General features: G+C 59.7%; 1 protein-coding gene. It reads right to left on the bottom strand.

All coding sequences use genetic code 11. The annotated features are described in order from the left end of the window. Positions 1-1282: hypothetical protein (locus tag IH971_09215; protein MCH7498017.1), on the bottom strand; the 1282-nt coding region annotated here is incomplete at both ends.

The raw sequence follows: 1282 nt of genomic DNA, 5'->3' as shown, positions 1-1282 counted from the left end.
CATACGGCGGCAGCGCTTCCAGGCGGTAGAAGTAGACCCCCGCCGGCACCAGCTGGCCCTTCCAGCTGTGCCCGTTCCAGACCACCGAGAAGCTACCGGGCGGGTGGGCGTGTTGTTCAACCAGCCTGATGATCTCTTGCCCCAGCAGATTGTAGACCCCCAGCGTTAGGATGGAGACCACCGGCACCTGGTAGTCGATGCGGGTGATGGGGTTGAAGGGGTTGGGGTAGTTGGCGCTGAGGGCGTAGTGCTCCGGGAAGTAGGTGCTTTGCGGCCCCGAAATATCAAGCGGGGGCAGGCCGTCTTCGTTGTAGATCTGGGCCACGACAGCGGACTCACGCAGTTTAACGATATTGTCCGGAAAACCAGCGCCCAATGCGCCGACGAGGGCCAGGGTGACTTCCTGCGTGTCGCCCAGGGCCATGGCAAAGGGTCCAGTGCTTATCAGGTAAACGCGGTCGCCGGGTGAGAATTGGATACCGTCCAAGAAACCGGTACCCGTCACGGGATCACCATCAAGGTTAAATTTGACGGGATCTCCCTGGAGATTTTCGTAGGGGAGTTGAGTGGGATACTCCGGACGCGACAGGAACCCTTCCATCAGGTTGAACCACTGCAAGGAGCCAACATATTCTCCGATATCTCCGAAGGTAAAAATCGGCCAAGTCCCGTAAAAGGCCGTAGCCCTAAGTGTGTCCCCACCCGCCTTGGGTCCTTCCAACAACACATGACCCACGGCGGGCAACTCTGGACTGAAAGGGTAAACGAAGGAGTGGCTACCGTCATACACGTAGCCCATGTCTAGGTTGTGATCCCAGCCTACTAGATCATCGCCAAAATCGCCCAGGTCGGGATCGGCCCACTGGCTGATGTACATGGTATCGATGTGGGCGCTATCCGGCGTGTCAGGGAGGCCGGTGTAAATCAGTCGAACGTCGCTGAATATCACCTTGTTGATGGCCGGCAGATTCCACCGTTGTGTGGCGTACAGGGTCATTTGCATTTCGATGCCAATGGGCGGCGCGCCCGCGAAGGCAGGCGATACGTGGGTGCCATCCGCGTTGGGCAGATCGTTGGCCACCAGCCAGATGGTCTGGCTGGCCCCTGGAACCCCGGGGAAATCCACTGCCGGATCGTACTGGCCGTCACCGTCCACGTCCTCGAAGGGCGCGCCCTCTCCGGCGGGCCAGTGCTGCCAGTCGTAGTCATACTGATCGTAGACCGCCTGAATTTGGGGAGAGGAGGCCGCGGGCGCATCCAGGTGAAAGAAACTGTGGGCATC

Source organism: Candidatus Neomarinimicrobiota bacterium, assembly GCA_022560655.1.
In the GTDB taxonomy this organism is placed as follows: Bacteria; Fidelibacterota; Marinisomatia; order SCGC-AAA003-L08; family TS1B11; genus JADFSS01.
Note: the sequence above shows the minus strand (reverse complement) of the source record. Positions and strands in the feature narration are given on the sequence as shown.